The organism is Nitrospira sp. CR1.1 (genome assembly GCA_014055465.1).
GTDB lineage: Bacteria > Nitrospirota > Nitrospiria > Nitrospirales > Nitrospiraceae > Nitrospira_A.
The window spans coordinates 257,869-276,319 of the sequence record WIAF01000001.1 but is presented as its reverse complement, the minus strand read 5'-3'; the positions used below and the strand labels follow the sequence as shown (position 1 = coordinate 276,319).

22 protein-coding genes and 1 pseudogene are annotated in these 18,451 nt (G+C 60.7%); all 23 read left to right on the top strand.

Annotated elements, in window-relative coordinates:
* Positions 1–92 precede the first annotated feature (92 nt).
* Positions 93–767, top strand: a complete 675-nt coding sequence (locus GDA65_01340; GenBank protein MBA5861343.1) for a response regulator — start codon at positions 93–95, stop codon at positions 765–767.
* Positions 764–2,188 (top strand): HAMP domain-containing protein, encoded by a 1,425-nt coding sequence (locus tag GDA65_01335; GenBank protein MBA5861342.1) that lies wholly within the window; start codon positions 764–766, stop codon positions 2,186–2,188. The genes GDA65_01340 and GDA65_01335 overlap by 4 nt, the downstream gene beginning before the upstream one ends.
* Before the next feature lie 424 nt (positions 2,189–2,612).
* Positions 2,613–3,623: a hypothetical protein gene (locus GDA65_01330; protein ID MBA5861341.1), complete on the top strand. Its 1,011-nt coding sequence runs from the start codon at positions 2,613–2,615 to the stop codon at positions 3,621–3,623.
* Between the two features lie 352 nt (positions 3,624–3,975).
* The gene (locus GDA65_01325; protein ID MBA5861340.1) at positions 3,976–4,953 is read left to right on the top strand and encodes a hypothetical protein; all 978 of its coding nucleotides are present in this window, start codon (positions 3,976–3,978) and stop codon (positions 4,951–4,953) included.
* Positions 4,950–5,363, top strand: a complete 414-nt coding sequence (locus GDA65_01320) for a nucleoside diphosphate kinase regulator (protein ID MBA5861339.1) — start codon at positions 4,950–4,952, stop codon at positions 5,361–5,363. The genes GDA65_01325 and GDA65_01320 overlap by 4 nt, the downstream gene beginning before the upstream one ends.
* Before the next feature lie 264 nt (positions 5,364–5,627).
* On the top strand, positions 5,628–6,062 hold the full coding sequence (locus GDA65_01315; protein MBA5861338.1) for an OsmC family peroxiredoxin: 435 nt from the start codon (positions 5,628–5,630) through the stop codon (positions 6,060–6,062).
* Positions 6,063–6,280: 218 nt separating this feature from the next.
* Positions 6,281–6,646 carry a c-type cytochrome gene (locus GDA65_01310; protein MBA5861337.1) on the top strand — a complete coding sequence of 122 codons (366 nt, stop codon included), beginning with the start codon at positions 6,281–6,283 and terminating at the stop codon, positions 6,644–6,646.
* 213 nt (positions 6,647–6,859) lie between these two features.
* Entirely contained in the window at positions 6,860–7,330 is a 471-nt protein-coding gene (locus GDA65_01305) for a hypothetical protein (protein ID MBA5861336.1), read from the top strand.
* A 175-nt stretch (positions 7,331–7,505) separates the two neighbouring features.
* Positions 7,506–7,724: a DUF2892 domain-containing protein gene (locus GDA65_01300; protein ID MBA5861335.1), complete on the top strand. Its 219-nt coding sequence runs from the start codon at positions 7,506–7,508 to the stop codon at positions 7,722–7,724.
* A gap of 141 nt (positions 7,725–7,865) precedes the next feature.
* The gene (locus GDA65_01295) at positions 7,866–8,303 is read left to right on the top strand and encodes a CBS domain-containing protein (GenBank protein ID MBA5861334.1); all 438 of its coding nucleotides are present in this window, start codon (positions 7,866–7,868) and stop codon (positions 8,301–8,303) included.
* 107 nt (positions 8,304–8,410) lie between these two features.
* On the top strand, positions 8,411–8,962 hold the full coding sequence (locus tag GDA65_01290) for a Rieske 2Fe-2S domain-containing protein (GenBank protein ID MBA5861333.1): 552 nt from the start codon (positions 8,411–8,413) through the stop codon (positions 8,960–8,962).
* 78 nt (positions 8,963–9,040) lie between these two features.
* Positions 9,041–10,366: a c-type cytochrome gene (locus GDA65_01285; protein MBA5861332.1), complete on the top strand. Its 1,326-nt coding sequence runs from the start codon at positions 9,041–9,043 to the stop codon at positions 10,364–10,366.
* A complete protein-coding gene (locus tag GDA65_01280) occupies positions 10,366–10,755 on the top strand; it encodes a c-type cytochrome (GenBank protein MBA5861331.1) in 390 nt (129 codons plus the stop codon). The genes GDA65_01285 and GDA65_01280 overlap by 1 nt, the downstream gene beginning before the upstream one ends.
* 229 nt (positions 10,756–10,984) lie before the next feature.
* Positions 10,985–11,857 carry a c-type cytochrome gene (locus tag GDA65_01275; GenBank protein ID MBA5861330.1) on the top strand — a complete coding sequence of 291 codons (873 nt, stop codon included), beginning with the start codon at positions 10,985–10,987 and terminating at the stop codon, positions 11,855–11,857.
* A 21-nt stretch (positions 11,858–11,878) separates the two neighbouring features.
* Positions 11,879–12,301 (top strand): OsmC family peroxiredoxin, encoded by a 423-nt coding sequence (locus GDA65_01270; protein MBA5861329.1) that lies wholly within the window; start codon positions 11,879–11,881, stop codon positions 12,299–12,301.
* Positions 12,276–13,484 carry a molybdopterin-dependent oxidoreductase gene (locus GDA65_01265; GenBank protein ID MBA5861328.1) on the top strand — a complete coding sequence of 403 codons (1,209 nt, stop codon included), beginning with the start codon at positions 12,276–12,278 and terminating at the stop codon, positions 13,482–13,484. Before GDA65_01270 ends, GDA65_01265 begins: the two co-directional genes overlap by 26 nt.
* Entirely contained in the window at positions 13,451–14,110 is a 660-nt protein-coding gene (locus tag GDA65_01260) for a c-type cytochrome (GenBank protein ID MBA5861327.1), read from the top strand. The genes GDA65_01265 and GDA65_01260 overlap by 34 nt, the downstream gene beginning before the upstream one ends.
* A gap of 38 nt (positions 14,111–14,148) precedes the next feature.
* Positions 14,149–15,561 carry a c-type cytochrome gene (locus tag GDA65_01255; GenBank protein MBA5861326.1) on the top strand — a complete coding sequence of 471 codons (1,413 nt, stop codon included), beginning with the start codon at positions 14,149–14,151 and terminating at the stop codon, positions 15,559–15,561.
* Between the two features lie 153 nt (positions 15,562–15,714).
* Complete coding sequence (locus GDA65_01250; GenBank protein ID MBA5861325.1) at positions 15,715–16,074, top strand: sulfur reduction protein DsrE; 360 nt, start codon at positions 15,715–15,717, stop codon at positions 16,072–16,074.
* Between the two features lie 234 nt (positions 16,075–16,308).
* Complete coding sequence (ppk2, locus tag GDA65_01245; protein ID MBA5861324.1) at positions 16,309–17,154, top strand: polyphosphate kinase 2; 846 nt, start codon at positions 16,309–16,311, stop codon at positions 17,152–17,154.
* 49 nt (positions 17,155–17,203) lie between these two features.
* Positions 17,204–17,731 (top strand): c-type cytochrome, encoded by a 528-nt coding sequence (locus GDA65_01240; GenBank protein ID MBA5861323.1) that lies wholly within the window; start codon positions 17,204–17,206, stop codon positions 17,729–17,731.
* A gap of 33 nt (positions 17,732–17,764) precedes the next feature.
* A pseudogene (locus tag GDA65_01235) lies at positions 17,765–17,842 on the top strand (thiol reductase thioredoxin).
* A gap of 243 nt (positions 17,843–18,085) precedes the next feature.
* Entirely contained in the window at positions 18,086–18,451 is a 366-nt protein-coding gene (locus GDA65_01230; protein ID MBA5861322.1) for a hypothetical protein, read from the top strand.

Genomic DNA, 18,451 nt, shown 5'->3' with positions numbered 1-18,451 from the left:
AAACCGCCGCTTGCTCCCTGATATGATGGCGCTATTGCGCGGGACGAGGGTCCCTGTTCGGGCCGGAGGGATGCGCAGGACACGAGGCATGCATGCGAATTCTGGTCATCGAAGACGACGCCGATCTGGCGCAATTCCTTCGTAAGGGACTGGAAGAGGAGCGGCATACGGTGGAGATGGCCGCCGACGGCGAAACAGGATTCATGTTGGCCGCGGATGACAGTTACGATCTGTTGATCGTGGACGTGATGTTGCCCAAGGTGGACGGGTTGGCCCTGTGCCGGCGACTTCGTGAACGCGGGAACCGTTGTCCGATTCTTTTGCTGACCGCGCGCGATTCGGTGGAGGATAAGGTCGCCGGCCTGGATGCCGGTGCGGATGATTATTTGACGAAACCGTTTGCGTTTACGGAGCTGGTCGCACGCATCAGAGCTCTGCTGCGGCGAGGGGGGCCGCATATCGGCAGCCGTCTGAAGGCTCACGATCTCGAGATGGACCCGGCCTCCCGACGGGTGTGGCGGGGCGGGAAGGAAATTGCGCTCACGAGCAAAGAATTTTCCCTGTTGGAATTTCTTCTGCGGAACCGCGATATCGTGCTCACCCGCACGGCGATTCTGGAGCGTGTGTGGGGATTGAACTATGATCCGATGACGAATGTGGTGGATGTGTACATCCGCTCCTTGCGCGTCAAGATCGACCGGGATTTCGCCCTGCCGTTGATCGCCACGGTGCGCGGGGTGGGCTACAAGCTGGAGGCGAGTGAATGAGCAGCTTTCGCGCCCAGTTCCGGTTGTATACGGTGGCCTTGATCGCGGCCTTGCTGGGCGGATTCAACGTGGCCGTCTACACAGGATTTCATAGTCTGCTGCAGCAATACGTGGACGGCCGATTGTTCGGCTTCGCTGATACCCTGGCCGAGTTGATCGAGCAACGACCGGAACTTCTGACGCGGTCTGACCATGAGATCGTGGTCCCGCGCGGCGCGCAAGTGGCCGACGACCGGATGAAGGAACTCCGCGAGGTCTCGCACTCCGTCCATATCCTGGGCCTCGATGGCACGGTCGTCTGGCAGGGCAGCGCCGTGGTGCCAAGACCGTCGGTGGAGGAGGGGGTGCTGGCGCGGGGCAAACGGGGCGAAGTGGTGTATGAGACGGTCGAGATGGACTCGGGGGCGTTGGTGCGACGGGTGTTTGTTCCGATCCGGCAGCAGGCCGATGTGCGATACCTGCTGCAGGCCGAAGAATCCCTGGCGTTTTTTCGCAGAACCCATCGGAGTCTTATGGGGTTGCTCATGCTCGGATCGGTCGCCGTCCTGGTCACATCCTGGTTCGGCAGCGGTTGGCTGGCCCGGAAAGTGCTCGGTCCGGTGGAAGCCTTGAGTCGCACCGCTGAGAGTATTTCCGTGTCGGCCCTGCGCTCGCGAGTCAATCTGAATGCGCCGTTTGAAGAATTCGAGCGGCTGGCCCAGGCATTTAATGCCATGCTGGACCGGTTGCAGCGGGCCTCCGAGAGCCAGCGACGCTTTACCGATTATGCCGCGCATGAGATGAAAACCCCGCTGACAGTGATGCAGGGCAACCTCGAAGTTGCGTTGCAGCGCTCGCGATCGGCCGACGACTATCGTGACGTACTGGTTTCGAATCTCGAACAAGTGCAACGCCTCATCGTCCTGACCCGTTCGCTGCTGACGCTCGCCCGATTTGCCGGCGAGCGGCCGCCGGTAGAGCTGTCGGTCCTGACGCTCCAGCCGCTGCTGAAAGAATTGATCGATGACCTCACTCCGGTCGCGGAGGATCGGCGGCTGACATTGGTGCTGGAAGAAGAACCGGTGCAGCCGGTGTTGGGTGATGCCGAACGGCTCAAGCAGGTCTTCATCAATCTGCTGGATAACGCCTTGCGGTACACCGATCCGGGAGGCACCGTGGCGTTATGCCTCAGCGGCGCGCAAAATCACGTGCATGTCGCGATTCGAGACACCGGGCAGGGAATTGCCCGCGAACACCTGCCGCATCTCTTTGAACCTTTTTACCGGACCGACCCGGCTCGCGCCAGGGATTCAGGCGGGCATGGTCTCGGCCTCCCCCTCGTGAAAGAAATTGTGGAGGCTCACCATGGCGCCATCGCCGTGGAGAGCGAAGTGGGCAAGGGGTCGGTCTTCATGTTGACGTTCCCCGCCATCCACGCATAGCCGTTCATCCGGACTGGTCGTCTTCTGCGTTCTCGCGCCCTGTCTGATTCCTCTATTCCCCTCGTCCATCGGCGCCGCGCTTCAGCATGAAGAATTCTTCATGCTCTGTTCATCAGCCATTCATCTTGTCCGGCTAAAGTATGGTGACGGAATGGAATTGGTGTGGCTCCACGAAAGACCACCTACAGAAAGGAGGATGCGATGAAACAGATCCTCACCTTGGCGCCGGCTCTGTTGCTGATGGTGGTCGTCATGGCCGCGATTGGGAGCATGGTCTTCTGGGGCCTGTCCCTGCTCGATTTATCCGAGTAAGCCATCTCATTGATCGGGAGTGACATGGGCCGCGCCCGTCAGGTCCTTTGTGTGGCAGACAGGAACAATCCGGGCTGCGAACGATCGGTTTGGAGACCGGCAGGAGGTCATCATGCGAGAGGGAAGGGATCAACTCGGACGGCGGTGGTCGATCGTACTTGCGGGAGGAGACGGAGTCCGGATGCAGCCGGCCGTGAAGAGGTGGGTAGGCCGGACGATTCCGAACCACTATTGTCGATTTTTGGGGACGAGGTCTGTCTTCCAGCATACGCTCGACCGTACGTTCAGCGTCACGAGCCCTGCCCGCACGCTGGTGGTGGTCGGGCGCGGTCATCAGGAGGCCTGGCCGCAAATCGGCGAACGGAATCCGGGCATGGTCCTGGTGCAGCCGCGCAATGCCGGCACAGCGGCCGGATTATTCCTGCCCTTGACCTATATCCGCGCGCGCGATCCGGAGGGGACGGTGCTGATTGCTCCGGCCAATCAGTTTGTCTACCCCGAGGAACGGTTTCTCGGGGAGACACTGTATGCGATCCGTGCAGCCGAGAAGCTGCCGGAGAAAGTGGTCGTGCTCGCCGCGCGCCCGGATGCACCGGACACAGAGTATGGCTGGATCACCTCCGGTCAGGAATTGGTCAGGCTCGGCCTCCGCTCAGTCCGGGCGGTCAACACGTTCTTGCACAACCCGGAGCCTCAATTGGCGCGGCTGGCCTATGCGTCGGGGGCAGTGTGGAGCACCTGCGTCATGGCCGGACATGTCGAACTGTTGTGGCGCCTGGGGCATCGAGTCCTGCCGGAGATGATGACACTCTTCGAACGGCTCGCCCAGGTGATCAATACGCCGAAGGAGCCGCAAGTCCTTCGCGACATTTACGAGCGCATGCCGGTCCGTAGCCTCGCGCGCGATCTCCTGGCTCCCGCGCCCGCTTCGGCCGCGGTGATGGAAATGCGGGGGGTGTGGTGGAGCGAGTGGAGCGGTCCGGATCGAGTCATGAAGACACTCGCGCGTCTGGGTCGGGATACAGCGTCGGTCACGCAGTATCTGAATGCTGCAGCGGCTGAATTCCAGTCGGCGCGTTCCCTCGATGTCGCCATGGCGCAACATGGGATGGGCGGCCGCTGAGGGCGCCCCCGTGTTCGGGCGAATGGACGGCCGACCGGAGGCCAGGCCTCCTCTCCGTCACAGCGGGGTGTATCGCCTCACCAGGCAAGGAGGTGTTGCTGCAAATGGCAACAATGAAACAGGATCGCGGCCGGACAACCTCGTAGAAACGCAGCCTCGATTGCGGACTTCCGTTGACCTGTGACTGGAAAAGACGTGGCACCTATCTTGCGTGAACAACCACATCAATCGTTCACGATCGTCTCTCTTAGTGCCATGAGCCCCGCGCTCCGTTCGTCTCTTGCCCGGCGTCTCCTCCGCGGGAAACCGCCGGGCGTCCCAAACAATCGTCCAACTGTCTGAAGGAGCAGCCATGACGACGCCACTATTGAAGCGCATCTTGTTCGCCACGGACTTTTCGGCGGATGCCCGCCGCGCTCAGGAGTATGCGATTCACCTCGCCGGCGCCTGGGATGCGGAGTTGGAGATCTTGCATGTGATCGAGATGCCTCACGAGTTACGGGCGGATATGGAGTCTTTCGCCACGGTGGGGCGGTCGCGGACAGCCGCAGCGCGACAGTTGGAAGAGGTGCGGGACGACCTGGCACGCCGGGGTATTCCAGCCAGGGTCCGGCTGCTGCTGGGGAACGCGGGCGAGCACATTCACCAGGCCGCCAGGGAAAAAGATATGGACCTCATTGTGGTGGGCGCACAGGGACGGCACAACCTGCTCTACGGGCTGATCGGCACGACGGCTGAGCAATTGGTCCATGAAGGGCCCTGTCCGGTTCTCGCGGTCCCAGGGGTGCGGAAAGAAGCCGTCGAATCTCTGCTGGCCGACCGGCCTGCCGTGATTCAGCGTATTCTGGCGCCAGTGGATTTTTCGGCCCCTTCCTTGGATGCGGTCGAGTATGGTGTTCACCTGGCCCAAGGTGTCGGCGCTGCCGTGACGCTGGTGCACGTGCTGGAGCCGGCCGGGTATGACCTGGACTGCGGTCTCGGGGTGATTGAAGACGAGTCGTCGAAGCGGGACTACTGGAATCGGCAGTTGATGGAACTCCGGGACGTCGTCACTGCCTTCGGACTTCCGGCAGAGGTGGAAATCTGCGGCGGCCTGCCTTCCGATGCCATTCTGGCCTGCGCATTGCGGCGTCACACCGACGTTATCGTGATGGGGACGCATGGGCGTCGCGGAAGGTCGTCGGAGCGATGCGGGAGTGTTGCAGAGGCGGTGTTGCGCCGGGCGACCTGTCCAGTGTTGACCGTGAACAGGGCGAGGTTCGAACCGGGCCATCGCCGGGTGGTTCCGAGCGTGCTGGATCGACAAGTTATCAAAGGAGAGGAGGCATGAATTCCCAGAGTATTGCTATGACTGCCCTCGACCTGTCTCGCCTGAGAGATGTGCTGAAGGCCCGCACGAGCATCGGTCGGGATCGGGACCATTTGGCGAGCCTGGCGCATGAGCTTGATCGTGCGCATATCGTGGACCCGTCCGCCATTCCTCATGACGTGGTGACCATGAATTCACAAGTCAGGATCGAGGATGTGGATACCGGCCAGGAAAGCGTTTATACGGTGGTGTTTCCTTCGGATGCCAGCCTCCCTGAGAAGAAAATTTCGGTGCTCGCGCCGATCGGAACCGCCTTGTTGGGTTCGCGGGCAGGTGAGATGGTCGATTGGCCGGTGCCGGCGGGCAGGCGAACCGTGCGCATCAAGGATGTCCTGTACCAACCCGAGGCTGCAGGCGACTACCATCTGTAGCAAGCTGCGAAAAAAGTCCGCCAGCGGCGTTCTCGCGGCGCTCAGAGCCTCGCCGTACTGCGCGAGTACGATTCGCCTCTTCGCTTGCTGCGGCCTTGCTGGACAGTCTTTTAGCGCAGCCTGCTAGGGCCGGCGATGAAGGCTCGGGCTTGCTCATCCGCTGAGTAGAACTGAAGATGTTCGGGTATCCTTCGTGGCTCCAGGCGAGGAGAGTTGCGGCGAGTCGTCACTCAAACATGCATTACCCCAATGTCGGAGGGATCAATGGAAGCTCGCAGTAAGGTGTATACGTATCGAACGGCGGTCAAATGGACTGAGCAGAAGAAAGGGACGATCACCAGCGAGGGCAAGCCTGAGATTCAGGTCGCGACACCTCCTGAATTCAAAGGGCATGCAGGAATCTGGTCGCCGGAGGATTTGTACGTGGCGGCGGCCAACATCTGCCTCATGACCACGTTTCTGGCCGTTGCGGAGCGCGGCGGCCTGGCGTTCACCGCATATCACTGTGACGCGGAAGGTCGCCTGGAACTCGTGGATGGAAAGTTTCAGGTCACGGTGATTACTTTGCGACCCCACATCACACTTTCCTCAGGAGGTGATGCCGCAAGAGCCAGGGAACTGATCGAAAAAGCGGAAGCCAACTGCCTGATCTCCAATTCGATGAAAACACGCATCACCCTGGAGCCCACGATCGTGTGACGTTTGTGGCTGTGGCATCTTGCGCCAGGACGCCGCGTACGATGGGGTGATTCTCTCCAGCCTCCTGCGAGCTGCCCTGTATCTGTGTGCGGTAACCCGGCGTCTCTCGCGGCTGTTCTCGTCCGTTTTTCGACACGTGTGATTGGCACGAGGATCGCATTCTCCCTGGCATTGCTCTGCGACCTTTCCGATGGCGGGCGCCGAGAAAGGAGCAACCCATGAATCTACGAGCCGGAGTGATTGGTGTTTTGCCACTGCTCCTCTTCTCGGCGATGGCGGGCGGCGTGTATGCGGGCAACGGGGGTGCCAGCAAAGGGAAGATGCTCTATGCCAATCTCTGCATCCGTTGCCATGGTGTGGAAGGGAAAGGGAACGGCGCGATGACGTTCACGCCGCCTGTTGCTGATCTCACCGCTCCCTCCGCGCAAGCCAAGTTGGATGCGACCTTGTTAAAAACGATTCACGATGGGCGCAGGGACACGGCAATGGGGGCCTGGAAGTTTGTGTTATCCGAAGAGGAAATGCGCGAGGTGACGGCCTATCTGCGGCAGTTGGGCAGTGGGGCTGGCCGGGGGGCTCCCTAACCCGCCTGATTCATGAGTACGCCTGCTGCACTCGCCGATTCACCGCTGCGACGGGCCTTCGGCCGGCGGGTTTGCCCCTCGGCCCTTCAACCTTCTGCACGAGTAGGCCACGGGTCCTGCCGGCTCCGCGCGCCGGTCTCGCACCGTGACCCGGCGAATGCACGAGGACCCGTCATGAATAGGGCGAGCTAAATGAATGGGAGCCGTCATCTTATGAATTGGCGCATCTTTGGTTGGGGAATTGCGGCGCTGTGGATACTGACGATCGGCATCATGTCGACGTTTCTCGTGCAAGGCCATACCAGACCGGGGAGTGACGGCCGCACAGAGATTATCCTTGCGCCGTCGGAAAGAGAGATGGTGTTGGCGGAAATGCGAGGTTTACTGAAGGCCGTGCACGGTGTCGTTACAGTGCTGGGGACCACGGATCAACCGCTCAAGGCGGCTGAAGACTCAGCCCGCGCGGCCGGCATGGCGATGGCGGCGGACGTCAACCCGGCCATCATGTTGAAACTTCCCCTGGCGTTTAAGCAAATGGGGATGTCGATTCACAAAGACATGGATCATCTGGCGGACGGCATCGCGCAGGGTGAATCTTCGGTTCAAATCCTCCATCGCCTTTCGAGCATGACGGCTCGGTGCACCACCTGCCACGATATGTATCGTTTTGCGACAGATAAGTAAGCGTCAGCCGGCTCTTGAGCCTGCCGACGGGCGCGTCTTCCAGAGAAGATGAATCCATTTCGACGTCGAGGACTCACATAGGTAACGGGCTTGACTGAGTGGCCGCCCGTGGAGCAAGAGTAGAAAGCTGATGCGTCACGGCGAGTCGCGCGGTCGCAACGAAGGAGGTGCAGTGATGGCCTGCAATGTCGGTGGTATTGAGCGGCCGGTCCGGATTGTCCTGGGTGTCCTGTTGATCGGTATTGGAGCCGTTGCCGGGCTTCCGCCTATTGGTACGGGAGTGACCCTGGCGGTAGGAACCATCGCGTTGGTGACGGGAGCGATCGGATATTGTCCGGTGTGGACGCTGTTCGGCGTCAACACCTGCCACATCGAAGCGGGCAAAAAACTCTGACTCGTTCGGCGGGGGAGCCGGGTTCGTTCCTGAACGGGCAGAACGAGGTCCCGTTGGAGTGAAGCGGTGCGGTCTGTGGCTTGAAGACCGTCTGCGAAGTGCCAGTGACAATTCCGTCACTGGAATATCGCGAAGGAGGCAATGATGCCCAAGATGGTGAGAGAGGGTATACCGGCAGGCGGTTTTAAGACTGTCGGACAGATTGTGGGAACGAACCAAACACTCGTGAATCGTAACCAAAACGCGATGGAAGTCGCGGCTGATTTGCTGGCGACTCATACGCCCGGGGCGCCTGTGGTCGATGACGCGGGGCAATATGTCGGGTTCATCAGTGAATTCGATTTTTTGAAAGCGCTCGACTCGAATGTGGATCTGAATCAGGTGACCGTGGACCAGATCATGATCAAGCAGCGGATCATCGTGACGGCGAATACCTCGATTGATGAGGCGGTTCGGATCATGGAAGAAAAGCACCTGCTCAATCTTCCCGTCGAACGGGACGGCGCCATCGTCTATACGCTGACCCGGCACGATTTGCTGCGCGCCAGAATTGGTCTGGGATTGGACATCGAGAGCTAGATGGTCTGAGGGAGTGTCTCAGCGTTGGTGATGTCAGAGGACACGGGAGTGGATCTACTCCCGTGTCCCCGCCCCTCCGAGAGCAGCCCTTACGACGGAAAGTGAACGTGAGTCATTCAGACGAAAACACGAGCAGTGGCGGGGAAGGATTTTCGACGCCGGTTGGGTCGCGTCGGACATTTTTTCAATGGGTGACCGCGGCGGCGGCGGCCGTGGTGGCCGTAGGGTTGGCCGTTCCGCTCCTTGGCTCGTTGGTGTCCCCAGCGTTCATGCGGAGACGACAGGAATGGGTCGACATCGGTCCGATCGATGCCTTGTCGGCTGGACGCCCCACGCAATTGGACCATGTGACGACCGTGCGCGATGGCTGGCTGGAAGCGAAATCCGAGAAGGCGGTGTGGGCGGTCAAACAGTCGCAGGGCGACATCAAGGTATTTTCGCCGATCTGTACCCATTTGGGCTGCGGGTATCGCTGGGACGAGACAGAACGCAAGTTCCTGTGTCCGTGTCACGGGAGCTCCTACGACATCAATGGTCTCGTCCTCGGAGGGCCGGCGCCGCGTCCGTTGGATGTCTTGCCGTCGAAGGTGCAGGATGGCCGCCTCCTGGTTATGTATAAAGACTTCAAATCGGGACTTTCACGCAGCGTAGAAGTGTAACTACCCGCGGGGACCAGGCGTGAATGATCACACGTCTGAACCGGCGTGACGGTGCACGATTCACGTCCGACAAGGCCTATGTCTTCTCGCCTCTACAATTGGCTCGATCGCCGCCTGAATCTGAAACCGGTTCAGCGCACCTTGCTGGATGAGCCGATTCCGGGCGGGGCCAGCTGGATCTATGTGTTCGGTTCGGTGACGCTGTTCCTGTTCGTCCTCCAAGCCGCCACAGGTATGTTCCTCGCGCTGTATTATGCGCCCACCCCCGACCACGCCTACGACAGCGTTCGATTTATCGAAACCGAGATCTTCCTGGGATGGTTGGTGCGTGGCCTTCACCATTGGGGCGCATCGTCGATGGTCGTCGCGATCGGTCTCCACATGCTCCAAACCTTTCTCTATGGCGCTTATAAAGCCCCGCGTGAAGTCATGTGGATGGTTGGGGTGATCCTCTTTCTGATCGTGATGACCTTCGCGTTCACCGGCTACCTCCTGCCGTGGGATCAAACGGCTTATTGGGCCACCCAGATCGGGATTAATATGGTGGGCACCGTTCCCCTCATCGGGGACTTTGCCTCTCGTGTTCTGCGCGGCGGCGAAATCCTGGGCGCGCTGACGCTCTCGCGATTTTTTGCGATTCATGTGCTGTTCCTGCCCGCGATCCTCATCGCGGGGATTGCCGCGCACCTGTTCGTCCTGCGGCGAGTAGGGCCGGCAGGGCCCTGGACCGACGATCGAGCGTCATTGGGCGCCGAGACCTTTGCCCCGCGGCAGGTCTACATGGACGCCGTCGTGATCGCCGGCGTATTTCTGGTTGTTGTGGCACTGGCGTTCAGCATTCCCTTACCCCTCACCGACAAGGCGAACCCCTCCGACACGAGTTTTGTGCCGGTTCCCGAATGGTACTTTCTGTTTTATTACGAATTGCTCAAGTATGTGCATGGACCGTTGGAACCGGTGGCGACCTGGGTGCTGCCGCTCTGTGTGATCCTGATCATGTTGTTCTGGCCGTTTATCGATCGGAATCCGGTGCGAAATCCCATTCGGCGGCCTGTGGCGCTCGCGAGCGGCCTGCTGTTCCTCCTTGTCGTCTTCGGGCTGCTGGGCATTTCGATCACACATCTGTATGCGGTACCGAGAACCAATCCGGCTGTGGCGCAGGGCCGTGCCGTCTATGCGCAGTTTGGTTGTGCTGGCTGCCATCGGATTCATGGAGAGGGAGGGGCCGTGGCGCCTGACCTGTCTACGGTAGGGGATACGAGGCCTGATCGGGACTGGCACCTGAAACATTTTCGGGACCCGAAGTCCGTGTCGCCCGGGTCGTTTATGCCGAAGTTCCCTCTGACCGATCAGCAGCTCAATGACCTGACGAGTTACATGTTGAGTTTGAAACGTGCGACCTGATGCCGCCGTTTCTCCAAACTTCACCGTGGGGAACCGTTATGCGAACAATGGCCTATCCGGGCGTCATGATGTGGGTGGTGCTGGGAGTGATCCCGATCAGTCTGGCTGCTTCCGGCAAGGGGAATCCAGCAACGGGGCAGAAGCTGTATCGCGAGAGTTGTCAGAATTGTCATGGACCGGGGGGAAAAGGCGATAGTGACATGGCCGCCTACCTCTCGCCGGCGCCGGCCAATCTCACAGCCAAGGCGACACAGGAGAAAACGGATGCGCAATTGCGCAAGGTCATTCAGGAGGGACGTCCAGGGACGGCCATGACTGGTTATGCCGCGGCCTTCGACGAGGACAAGTTGAACGATATGATTGCCTACATTCGCTCGCTCAAGCCATGATCGAACCAAGATGAACGGGCGACGGAGTCTTCCCACGAATCCTTTTCCTCACACCTGGCCCTAATCAACACATTCCAAGACCGTCATGCATGAGCGTACGCTGTAGCACGATGCCGCAGGCGGGAGGGAGGGACTGTGGCTTTTGTCGCCAAGGATACGGGCACGCAACTGCGGTATTCCTTCGTCACGCATGCCCGAAGCCGATTCCTTTCAGCGCATTCGCGTCCCTGTGGTATGTAGTTTGCGAGTCTATCTACGTATGCGATATCTGTTCGTCAGCCTCATGTTGCTCGCCGGGTTGAGTGCAGGCTGCGTCGAGTCGAAGGACGCACGAGGCGGCGCGCCAGCGGCTACGACTCACCCCGAACCAGCCGGGCTCGATGCCCTGTTCAGCCATCCTTCCCCCGATTCCATTCCCGGCGGACAGCGCGGCGAACAAATCCGCTTGGGATATGAACTGGTCGTTCATACGCAGCAATTCGCCGCACCCTACGTTGGCAACGGGCTCACCTGCGCCAATTGCCATTTGGATGCGGGGCTCGACCCGAATTCGGCCTCCTACGTCGGCCTCTCGCGGGTTTATCCGGAATACCGGGCCAGGGCCGGGAGAGTCCTGACGCTGGCGGACCGTATCAACGAATGTTTTGAGCGGAATTTGAACGGGAAAGCGATTCCGCAGGAGAGCCACAAACTCCAGGCGATTGTCGCGTACATCGAATGGTTGTCGAAGGATGTGCCGTCGGGGAGCCGGATGGCGTGGCGCGGGATTCCGTCTTTGCCGTCGACCAAACCGCCTGATCCCCTGAATGGAGGGAAGGTATTCGCCTCGCGCTGCGCGTTCTGTCACGGCGTCGGCGGTCAGGGCACCATGGCGGCGCCTCCCGTCTGGGGCGCAAACTCGTACAGTATCGGCTCGGAAATGGTCCGTGTGCCGGTGGCCGCCTCCTTCATCAAATCGAACATGCCACGCACTCGAGGGTGGGCGCTGTCGGATCAAGATGCCTACGATGTTGCCGCCTACATCAACTCGCAACCGCGGCCGGATTTCGCAGGGAGGGGCAGCGATTGGCCTACGGGAGACAAGCCGGCAGATGCGCCTTAAGCCAGATAGAGGAGATCGAGGATGAAGCTGAGTGTGGCCTATCAAGGAGGAACCCGCTATGACATCCTCAGCGATCGCCACCGGGTCGTCACCGATCAACCGGCGGACGGAGGGGGGGCGGATGCAGGGATGACGCCGGTCGAATTGTTCGTTGGATCGGTCGCCAGCTGCGTGGGCTATTTTGTCGGCCAATTCTGCGCGCGGCACGATATTTCCCGTGAAGGGTTGAAGATCGACGCAGAGTGGACAATTGCCGAAGGGCCGCATCGTGTCGGACAGATTCAGCTGGCGATTCGTCTGCCGCACCGCGTGACGCCTGAGCAGAAAGAGCGGCTGTTGAAGATGGCCCACGCCTGTACCGTGCATCAATCGATCGTCATGCCGGCTGATATTGTCATCGATCTGAATCCGCACGGCCATGCCGCTCCGGCCGGGGGAATGTAGGATGGGGAACCTGTCGCGTCGCGCCTGGTTCACGACATTGGTCAAGGGAATGGGGGCCGGCATTGTCCTGGGGCATCGGGCATCGGCGGACGCAGTCGCTCAACAGGCAGAGGCGGCCGCATCCGGCCCGCTGACGGTTCGGGTCACGCGGCCATTCGACGCCGAAACGCCGGTGCGCGAGTTCGCATCCTGGTTGACCCCCAACGAACGGTTTTTCGTCCGGAGTCATTTCGGCCCGCCTCCGGCCGAGGCGCTCCAACCGGACGCCTGGCGGTTGGCGGTAAAGGGCCTGGTCAAGGAAGGGCTGAGCCTCACGCTCAAGGACCTGCAACAATTCGAACCGGTTTCGCTGACCGCCGTGCTGCAATGTAGCGGCAACGGACGCGCCCATCATCGCCCCAAAGTGCCGGGTGTGCAGTGGGAGCGCGGCGCGGTCGGCAATGCGCAGTGGACCGGCGTGCGGTTGCGCGATGTTCTGGAGCGGGCCGGAGTGAAGCCGCAGGGCTTACATGTGCAAATGCAAGGCGCCGATCGTCCGGCTCTGCCGACCGTGCCGTTGTTCACCCGCAGCATCCCCCTTGCCAAAGCGCTCCATCCGGATACGCTCCTCGCCTATGAAATGAACGGCCGTCCGTTACCGCTCCTGCATGGCGCGCCGCTGCGCGTGATCACGCCCGGCTGGATGGCGGAATCCTGCATGAAATGGCTGACCGAAGTCACGGTACGGGCCGAAGAGGCGCCCGGTTATTACATGCAACAGGCCTACCGTATGCCGGAGACGTCGATTCAGCCGGGTTCGGGGTTGCCCGGAAGTGTGATGGTGCCGGTCGAGCAGATGCCGGTGAAGTCGCTCATTGCCGCGCCCGGCGAAGGAGATACCCTGAAGACCGGGCCGGTGACCATTCAAGGAGTGGCGTGGGCCGGTGAATCGCCCGTGGCGAAGGTGGAAGTCTCTTGCGATGACGGAACAACCTGGGAATTGGCTCGCCTGCTTGGCGAGGAACAGCCCTATGCCTGGCGGCACTGGCAATATGTCTGGCATGCCAAAAAAGTCGGGCCTGCCGCGATTGTGTGCCGGGCCACGGATGCGGGAGGAGACCAACAGCCGCCAACCAGCCCTTGGAATCCAGGCGGGTTCTTGTGGAGCGGATGGGATCGATTGACCGTGATGGTGGCGGCATGAGCGTGCCGCAGCGGGTGTCCTCCCTTACCCTCGCCACACTGCTGTGCATGACACTGGGCTTGGTCGTCGTCACCGTTGCTCAGGAAGAGGATCGAGCGTCCTTGAGTCCTGCACTGGCTCGCCGGGCTGCGACCTTGATCATGGCTCGGTGCGCGGTCTGCCATACCACCGACCTCATCTCCCAGCAACGGTTGCCGGAAGATCGCTGGACCGCCACAGTCGAGAAGATGGTGCATTGGGGCGCGGACTTGTCGAAGGATGAAGCGGCGTTGGTCCTGCGCTATCTGGTTGCTCGGAACCATCAGGGCGCGGAAGACAATCTGCCGACCATCGAGCAGGAATTGGCGATGAGTCAACCGGCTTCCAATCAGAGCGCGGCTGCCGAGGGTCCGCTGACCGGTCTCCCCGCGAGGGGGGCTGGGTTGTATGCACATAACTGCCAGGCCTGTCATGGAGAAGGCGCGGCGGGCGGCGTCGGGCCGACATTGGCGCGCAATATGATTTTAAAGAATGAGGGCGCGTTTTGGGAAACGGTGCTTCATGGGCGCGGTCCCATGCCGGCCTGGGGCGCGGTGCTGAGTCATCAGGACATCGCGGACATTCATGCCTGGCTCGCCACGCGGTAAGCGGGCCTCACGAGCGGAGTGAACGAAAGGGGGGCCTCATGGGTCGAAGACGGTTGGTGATGGTCGGGTGCGCCTTGGTCATCATGTCGGGATTGATGTCGTTTCCGCGCCTGCTCCTGGGCAGTGACCAGAGCCATGTGAAACAGCTGATCCAGGCCAATTGCGCCGGATGCCATCGATTGGAGGGCAAGCCGGATTCCCGCTTCAACCTGAAAGCGCCCGATTTGATCTGGGCCGGGAGTAAGTATCAACGCAGTTGGTTGCTCCGGTATCTCACAGGAAAAGAAGCGCCGCTCTATCCCAAGGGGTATCGGTGGGACCTGGCTGAAGGGCCGATACGGCATCCGGTGGTGAGCGAAGACGATGCGACGGCAATGGCGGAGTATTTTGCCCAGCACAACAAGGATCCGCGGGTGACCGTTGGAGCGTTTGACCTCTCGAAGGTCAGTAAGTTCGATGCCGCGTTCGGCGGCATGGCCTACAAAGCCCACGCCTGTCTCGGCTGTCACCTGATCGAGGAGAACGGTCAACTCATTGGCGGGCCGCAGAGCGCCTCGCTCGCGGCGGCCGGTCAACGGTACGACAAGGACTGGCTGTTCCGGTTCGGGTTGAATCCGCAGGATTTCACGCCCCACAGCGGGGAGTTCCTGGCCGATGCGACGGAGCCGCAGCTACGGGCAGTCATCGGGTTCCTCATGGGCCAGGGAGTGAAGGACTTTAAGTATTATGAACCCTGGACCGCTCCGGAGTTCGGGACGGCGAGTGTCGACCGCGGCAAAGTGATCTACAAGGAATATTGCTCGCAATGTCACGGCGCCCATGGCAAGGGCGACGGGCCGGCCGCTTCCGGACTCACTCCCAAGCCGGCGATTCATGCCAACATTCCCTTCGACAAGGTGCCGACGGAGTATCTGTACAACGTGATCAATCACGGCGGCGCGGCGATGGGCAAATCGCCGAACATGCCGTATTGGGGCCTGACCATCGGGCAACAGGGTGTCGCGGACGTGATGGCCTACTTGAGAGCCACCTTCAAAGGCGGCGCCGACGTGGCGCCGGCGGCTGGCGGCGGTGACGGCCCCAGCGGCGTGTGTCCGCAGCCGCGAAAAACGGCGAAGGCGCCGTCGGATTTCCTGTCCAAGACCAGTCCGTTGCCGCACTCGGACGCCACGATTCAAGCAGGCAAGACGCTGTTTTTACAGACGGCCCAGCCGCTAGCCTGCGCGATGTGCCATGGCGAGAAGGGCAATGGCCAGGGGTTCATGGGCGCGGCGCTGGTTCCGCCGCCGCGAAATTTCACCTGCGGGTCGATGATGAAGGAGTTGCCCGACGGCCAGTTGTTCTGGATTATCAAGAACGGGTCGCCCGGCACCGGGATGATGTCCTTTGCCGGGTTGCCGGACGAGCAGGTGTGGCAGTTGATTGCATATGTGAGAAGTTTGGCAAAATGAAGTACGCACAGGGCGCAGATGGCCGCCGCGCAGGGCACGGGGAAGTGATCTGCCACGGTTGCTTCACGCTCGGCCATACGCGATCTGCCATCCGCTCTTATCTTCACGGACGAAAGACGCTTCACGAACGACGATTCACGGGGGGATTGACCAATGGCGACGTTTATCATTTCCGGCAGCCGGGGTACGGACGATCCGACGATGGCAACCCTGCCGTTCATGGCGGCCAAGACCGCCAAGGAACAGGGGCATGATGTGGTGCTCTGGTTGTGGAACGAGGCCGTGACGCTGGGGCGCAAGGGCACGGCCGATCATGTGACCGGCGTGAACCTCACGCCGTTGAAAGATCTGGTGGCCGCGGTGCAGGCGGCGCAGATTCCCATCTGGGTGTGCGGGGCCTGCGCGGTTGCTCGGCAGATTGGCGCGGCGGATCTCGCGGCAGGCGCGGTGATCAAGGGCATGCCCGATTACATCAAGGCCGTCGCCGAACGTGATCGGAACGTCACTTTTTGATGCAGATCTGGGGAGGGCATGCGAATGGCAGCAGACGGGCAGTCGAACGGGAAATCAAAGGGCAGGAAAGATCGCGCGGGGGCGGAACCGGTGGAGGCGTTGGCGAACAACGGCCTGCCGGAAGATGAGTTGGAGATTATTCCCACCGCTGTGCCGAGACAAGGAGACGGGTACCACGCTGCCGAACCTTCCAGCGGCGGGGTGGTAGCCGGCTCGATTGGTGAGGCGGGGAGAATGCTCACCGAAGAGGATCTCCGGCGGATCAATACGCCGAGGGGCCTCATCCAACTGATCAAAAGTAAGAATGTCGATCTGGAAGAGGTGCGCAAGACGCTGCTCTATGAGCAGGAGTTGCGGCAGTTGCAGGTGGAACTGGTCCGCCTGCAACGCTGGGTGCAGGCCGATGGTCAGCGGATTGCGATTCTCGTCGAAGGGCGGGATGCGGCCGGGAAGGGCGGTACCATTCGCCGCTTCACCGAACATTTGAATCCGCGGGCCATGCGGGTGGTGGCTTTACCCAAGCCGACGGATGACGAGCGTGGACAGTGGTACTTCCAACGGTATATCCGGCAACTGCCCAACAAGGGTGAAATCGTCTTTTTCGACCGGAGTTGGTACAACCGCGCGGTGGTGGAACCGGTGATGGGATTTTGCAGTAAGAAGGAGCATCAGCGGTTCTTGCAGCAGGTCACGGAGTTCGAACATATGCTGTATGAGGACGGGGTGACCATCATTAAGTTCTGGTTTTCGATTTCCAAAGAGGAGCAAGCGAAACGTTTTGAGGCGCGCCGGCAGAATCCGCTCAAACAATGGAAGTTGAGCCCCGTCGATGAAAAAGCGCAAGAGCTGTGGGATTCCTATACGCGGTTCAAGGAGGAAATGTTCAGCAAGACGCACACAACCTTCAGCCCATGGATCATCGTCAAAGCGAACGATAAACAGGCGGCACGGTTGGAAAGTCTGCGCTATGTCTTGAACCTGCTTCCCTACAAGGGGAAAGATGAGGCGCAAATCCGGCTGACCCCCGATCCCAACGTGATCACCCGCTTCCATCGCAAGATGGCGGAGCTGGACTTTTGACTGTGGCGGGAGGCCAGTCGGGCTGAGGCGCGTTTCGGAGGGCGTGGCCATGGCGGAACAGAGACGAAGCCGGGCGGTGTCAGCGACGCTCCTCGTGGCGTTACTCTGCGGCTCATCCGGTACGTGGGCGGCCGGTCACGATGTGATGCGGCCACGCGTACCGGCGGATCAGATGGCCGAGGCGAGGCAACTGCGAAACCCCCTGCCGGACTCATCCGAGACAATTGAGCGGGGGAAAGCCCTGTATGCCGGCAAGGGTGCCTGCGTCAATTGTCACGGCCCGCTCGGTGACGGGAACGGGCCGGCGGCGGCCCAATTGAACCCTGCTCCCCGGAGCTTCCAGCATCACGGTTTCTGGCGTCATCGCACGGAAGGAGAAATTTTCTGGGTCATCAAGCATGGATCGGCGGGCACCGGCATGATCGGCTTTGCCGGCCAGTTGACGGACGAAGACATATGGGCGCTGGTCCGGTATGAACGGACCTTCGCAAGAGGACATGGTCACGGTCGAGGCATGGGACATCGAAGGATGAGAGGCAGAGAGGGAAGCTGTGAAGGCGAACAGTGCGATCGGTAATGGCGCAGCACCTTGCCGGAAGCAGGTCCTGCGGTGACGGAGACGCTTCACCTAGGGTGCCCGCATTGCCGGAGTGCCAATCGTGTGCCGGCGGCTCGTTTGGCGCAGCAGTGAATCGGCGAGTGCAGCAGAGGTGCTCGTGATTAAGGCGGGCTAAGACGTTCAATTCCAAGGCTCCGGTAGCTGGCGCGTTTTGCGACAGTGTTGGCTCCCGCCCGGTTCTGTAATTCCCCAGATGGAACTCCTGCTCAACTGCTGCATCTTGTTGCGCATGTAAAACCCTTGTCAAAATTGTGACTTCGCTGCGTTCTCGCCGCCGTCTCCTGGCACGTCCTCTGCTTTCTCCCAAGATAGATGTTCTTTGAGGCTGGCCAGGGACCAAAAACTGACGGTCGGGAAGGAGACGGCATCATGGCGGATCACGATCATCATTGTTCGGGACTGGGCGTGTCGATTGCGTTTGTCAGCGGGGCGATGCTCGGGGCGATGGCGGCCATCCTGTATGCGCCCCATTCGGGCGACGAAACTCGTCGAGCGATTAAAGGGTATGCGCAACGGACGGAAGAGGATGTGTTGGAAAAGGCCAAGGAGATCCGCGCGGACCTTTCACGCACGATGGAAGAGGCCAAACGGTACCTGAAAGACACGGAAGCCATGATTGCCGCTGCGCTGGCGGCGGGAAAGGAAGCCTTCAAGAAGGAGAAGGCGGATCGAGCCTAA